This is a genomic window from Frankia sp. CoWAU3 (genome assembly GCF_977971855.1).
In genome coordinates, this window is sequence record NZ_CDWWXB010000216.1 from 1 (window position 1) to 5556 (window position 5556).

Annotated in this window: 2 protein-coding genes and 2 riboswitches; both genes read right to left on the reverse strand. The window is 67.1% G+C overall.

What is annotated here, in order from left to right; translation table 11 throughout:
• The coding region (locus tag AC08ON_RS15635; RefSeq protein ID WP_476617230.1) for an FkbM family methyltransferase at positions 1-619 on the reverse strand (619 nt) is incomplete at its 3' end.
• Positions 620-963: 344 nt separating this feature from the next.
• Positions 964-4221 (reverse strand): aminomethyl-transferring glycine dehydrogenase subunit GcvPB, encoded by a 3258-nt coding sequence (gcvPB, locus tag AC08ON_RS15640; protein WP_476617231.1) that lies wholly within the window; start codon positions 4219-4221, stop codon positions 964-966.
• Between the two features lie 55 nt (positions 4222-4276).
• A riboswitch (glycine riboswitch) is annotated at positions 4277-4400 on the reverse strand.
• Positions 4401-4497, reverse strand: a riboswitch (glycine riboswitch).
• Positions 4498-5556: the final 1059 nt, after the last annotated feature.

Consider the following 5556-nt stretch of genomic DNA (forward strand, 5'->3'; position numbering starts at 1 on the left):
ACACCTCGTCGGCCGTCGTACCGTAGTCCCGGGCACCGGCACCGGCACCGAACTCGAAGACGAGATGCGGCCGGCTGGAGCCGATCAACTTCTGGCCGCCCTTGAACACCCCGTACTCGGCCCCCTCGACGTCAACCTTGATCAAGGTTGGCCGGTAGTCGGCCGGCATCGCGTCGTCCAGCGTCTCGACGGCCACCTCGATCCGTTCGACGTCCTCACTGTCGGGCACCCGATCACGCAGCCCGCTGTAGACGGGCCTGCTGCGGACGTAGGTGAAGGGCAGCACCCCCGGCTGGTCGGCGAGCGCGGCCTGTCGTACCTCCACCGCCGGGAAATCGGTGGTCAACGCCGCGGCCATGTGCGGCAACGGCTCATAGGCGACGTGCCGGCCTCCCGGGGCGTGCCGGAGGATGGTCCGCAGAACGTCACCCTTGTGCGCGCCCACGTCGATACAGTTCGAGTCCTCCCGGAGGACGAAGGACAGCAGCAGCGCCAGATGCCGGTCGTCGCTGCGATTGCGGCGGGCGGTAGGAACGACGTTGTCACGCACCAGCTTCAGCGCCGGGCCGAGGCCGATGTCGACCGCCACCCGCCGGGCCCTTGCCAGCTGCTTTTCCATCCGAGGATCCATCCGCCGCGACCTCCTGTTGTTCAAGCGGCGACCTGCCGGAGTGTCATCGCCGAATGACCCATTATGACAGTCAGTACACCACTATTGGGCGAACATGATCCACGGTCAAGACCGGTAACAGGAATTTCAAGTCCACTTCATTCCCGCTCGACCCTGCTCGACCCCGCTCGACCGATAATCCTTACGTCACGAAAGAGTTCGACTTCTGAACCCTTCCGCAAGGGAAGGGTTTGGAAGTCGCGGCAGACTACCCAGCGAGACCGTTCGGCCTCGCATCGGCCGCCGCCGCCGCGATGGAGAAGATCGACGGCGGCCGCGCCAGCATCCCGTCCTCAGCGGGCTCCGGCGAGAATCTGCTCGTCGACCGGCTCCGCGGCGAAGGATCCCACCGGTGGGCAGGTGCAGACCAGGTTGCGATCACCATAGGCGCCGTCGATCCGACGTACCGGGGACCAGTACTTGGCGGCCCGCAGCGAAGCGACGGGATAGGCCGCCACCGATCGCGGATAAGCGTGTGACCATTCGTTGGCGGTAACCATCTGTGCAGTATGCGGAGCATTATGCAGGGGATTATCGGTCCGCGGCCAGATACCGTCTCCGACCTTGTCCGCCTCGGCTCGAATGGAGATCATTGCGTCGCAGAAACGATCGATCTCGCCGAGATCCTCACTCTCCGTCGGCTCGACCATCAGTGTTCCGGCAACCGGGAATGACATGGTCGGAGCATGGAAACCGTAGTCGATGAGACGCTTCGCCACGTCGTCCACGGTGACGCCGGTCAGCTTCGTCAACGGCCGTAGGTCCAGAATGCACTCATGGGCGACCAGCCCGTCCCGGCCCGCGTAGAGAACCGGATAGTACGGATGCAGCCGGTGGGCAATGTAGTTGGCGTTCAGGACGGCCACCGAGGTCGCCCGGCGCAGGCCGTCCGCCCCCATCATCCGGATGTAGGCCCACGGAATCATAAGAATTCCGGCCGAGCCCCACGGGGATCCCGAGATCGGGCCCACTCCGGTGGCCGGTCCTGCCTCCGGCCGCAGCGGGTGGTTCGGCAGATAGGGCAGGAGTTTCTCGACCACGGCCACCGGGCCGACCCCCGGACCCCCGCCACCATGCGGGATGCAGAACGTCTTGTGCAGGTTCAGGTGGCTCACGTCGGCCCCGAACTGCCCCGGCCTGGCGAGCCCCACCAGAGCGTTGAGATTCGCTCCGTCGACGTACACCAGACCGCCGGCCTCATGCACGATCGCGCACGCCTGCCCGATGCCCTCCTCGTACACACCATGGGTCGACGGGTAGGTGACCATCAGCGCGGCCAACACGTCCGCGTTCGCGCGGGCCTTGCGGGCCAGATCGTTCAGGTCGACGTTTCCGTCGTCGTCACAGGAGACGACGACCACCCGCATTCCCGCCATCGCGGCGCTCGCCGCATTCGTCCCGTGCGCCGAGGAGGGAATGAGACAGATGTTTCGCACCGCGGATCCGGGAACAGCATGATCGCGGTGATAGGCCCGGATGGCGAGCAGCCCGGCGAGCTCACCCTGGCTGCCGGCATTCGGCTGGAGGGAGACCCCCGCATATCCGGTGATCTGCGCGAGCCAACGCTCCAGGTCCTGAATCATCGCGAGGTATCCGGCGGCCTGGTCCAACGGGGCAAATGGATGGATGTCGGCGAATTCCGGCCAGGTGACCGCGGCCATCTCGGTGGTCGCGTTGAGTTTCATCGTGCACGACCCCAGGGGGATCATGCCCCGGTCAAGAGCCAGATCAAGATCGGACAGTCGACGCAGATAGCGGAGCATCGCGGTCTCCGACCGATGGTCGTGGAACACCGGATGCTGCAGGTAGGGATCCGTACGCACCAGTTCGGCAGGCAGCGCCACCGGCTCGTCCGCTGCCTGGTCCACCTGGTCCACCTGGTCCGCGCGGGCCACGAGATGATCGTTCGCCGCCGCGACGGACCCGGTCCAGGCCCCGGTCCGGATCTCGGTCTCGGCCTCGGTCCAAGTGATGCCCGCCGTCGCCTCCGGGCCCACCCCGAAGGCCGACCAGACGGCCCCCAGCTCGGCCTGGCCCGTTGTCTCGTTGCAGGAGATACCCACGTGGTCGTCGTCGACCAGCCGCAGGTTCACGCCCCGCGCCAACGCGTCCGCAACCACCTGGGTGGCCCGGCCCGGCACCGCGGCGAGGACGGTGTCGAAGAACGCGTCGTGCACCACCGTCACACCGGCGGCGCGCAGGCCTTCGGCGAGGCGCACCGCGTGCCCGTGGATGCGACGCGCGATCCCGGCCAAGCCCTCCGGACCGTGGTAGACCGCGTACATGGAGGCGAGTACCGCGGGCAGCACCTGGGCCGTGCAGATGTTGCTCGTCGCCTTCTCCCGTCGGATGTGCTGCTCACGGGTCTGCAGGGTGAGCCGGTACGCGGGTGCGCCGTCCGCATCGACCGACACCCCGACGAGCCGCCCCGGCAGGGACCGTTCCAGCCCCTTGCGCACTGCGAGGTAGCCGGCGTGCGGGCCTCCGAAGGACAGCGGTAGTCCGAACCGCTGCGTGCTCCCCACCGCGATGTCCGCGCCGAGATCGCCAGGCGCCCGCAGCAGGGTCAGCGCCAGCGGATCGGCGGCGATCGTGACGACGATGCCGCGCTCCCTCGCCGATGCGATCACAGCACGCACATCCCGCAGGACGCCCGCCGGCCCGGGATAGGACAGCAGTAGGCCGAAGGTCGCATCCAGCTCCGCCGAGCCCACGGCCGTGAGTCCGGCTGCGAGATCCGCGACCACCACATTGATCCCCAGCGCCTCCGCCCTGGTCGCGACCACCGAGATGATCTGCGGGAGGGTGTCGGCATCGATGAGGAACGTCGCGCGGGAACCCTTCGCCGTCCGAAACGCGATCTGCATCGCCTCGGCCGCCGCGGTCGGCTCGTCCAGCAGGGAGGCTCCGGCCACCGCAAGGCCGGTCAAATCAGTGATCATCGTCTGGAAGTTGAGCAACGCTTCCAGGCGGCCCTGGGAGATCTCCGGCTGGTACGGCGTGTACGCCGTATACCACGCGGGGTTCTCCAGGACGTTGCGCTGGATGACTCCCGGCATCACCGCGGGATGGAATCCCAGCCCGATCATCGAGGAAACCGGTCGGTTCCTGCTACCGAACGCGCGTAGGGCCGCGAGCACCGCGGGCTCGCTCAGCGCCGCGGGAAGATCCAGATCATGGTCACGGATGCTTGCCGGGACGGCCGCGTCGGTGAGCGCGGCCAGTGATTCCACCCGCAGCGCATCCAGCATCTCCCGTTGGGATGACGGGTCCGGGCCGATATGCCGATCGGCGAACCGCGGGATGGCCGCAGCGGGCAGCCACCTCGCACCGTTCCTGCCCACCGCCTCGGCACTGCCCTGTCGCGGCGCCCCCGACCGCGCGTGCGACGACGCGGGACTGATCGTGGCGGTCGTGGCCGGTCCATCGGCGGTCGTGGCCGGTCCATCGGCGGTCGTGGCCGGTCCATCGGCGGTCGTGGCCGGTCCATCGGCGGTCGTGGCCGGTCCATCGGCATAGGGGGTGTCGTCGTACTCGGTGACGTCAGGCATGATGACTGCTCCGGAGGTCGGGCGACGACGGATCATGCCGGCGCCGCGGCGGGCCTCCCCCTCTGTCATTGACCTGAGAGCTTCACCAGCGCCGCCGCCGGCAGTCCGGGGAGCTGCGGGCGGGGAACGCGGCTTTCACCGTCGGCGGGACACCCCACGGCGTCCACTTTCCAGAGTTGCCTGACCCGGCGGTTGGGGGCCTGAGAGTTTATGGGGAGAGCTTGCTCCTTCGGCGTCCCGAACGGCGAGCGACCGGGACTCTCCCGCACGGGCGTGAGCGGCATCGGTATGGAGTTGTGGGACGGGGCACGGATGACCCGGGGATGCCTACCAGTAGCGAAGGATCGACTCCCGACTGGCGCCGGTCCCCTCGACGCCGGCTGCGTTCAGCCACGATTCCACTCCCCGAACACTAGCTGCGGGGGCCCCGCGGGCCAACCAGCGACCCCCACCGAAACCTGTCCGCAACATGAACACACGAACCCGTGGGGCCGTGGGCCCCGACCCCGGGCTCGCGGGCTCACGGGCTCACGGGCTCATCGTTCGTCCGCCATCCGATCCCGCGGGCGGTGGCAGCGGCCTCGGCGTCAAGGCCGCCCGCCGGTAGGCGATACGAGCGCGGATATCTATATATTTAGACACATGTCACAACTCTGCAAAAAATATCAAGAAGCATCAAGATTCCGAGATATGCTCCAAGACTGACGTCGAAAAACCGGCCACGCCCCCTGGAATGTCCTCCCGATGCTCTCCCGCCCGCGCGGACGACACCTACACAGATGAAATGCGAGGTATCGTCGGGTCGCCGGACTGCACGCGCATCATACGGTTCATCTGCACCATCCGACGCCGACGCCCGCCATGAAAGGTGCGGCCGGGCAGGCCGAACGCGGACACAGGCACGAGAGCGTCATCACACGAGCGGGATAGGAAGACGGCCAGTACGCCGTCATCGTCGACTACCCGGCAAAAAATCTCCATGACAATTGATCATGTGACAACCACCGCCCGGGGTTGGACCGGTGCGGCGTCTGGACTTAACCTACGGATGCCGGCTGCGCGAGCTTCATTGCACGAACTTTATTGTGCGGCGACTACTCTGGGCGATGGCAAGTAGGAGGAGAACTCCTCTTTCCGCCGTCCAACATCACGGGGAGGTAGAGCTCGATGCAGGGCCTTCGGTCACTGCTCAGAGGTCGATACGCCCTTATCCCGTCACTCCACACGCAGGGCACGGATGCGTATCCGCATCCCGGCAGCCCGGCGGTCACCGGGGTGCCAGCGGGGCAGGGCCGCGCAGAGATCACGCTACGTTGTGATCGGTGATGTTTTGTA

Coding starts and splice junctions, on each gene's coding strand:
- gcvPB (WP_476617231.1), bottom strand. CDS start 4,221: ATGCCTGACGTCACCGAGTACGACGACACCCCCTATGCCGATGGACCG.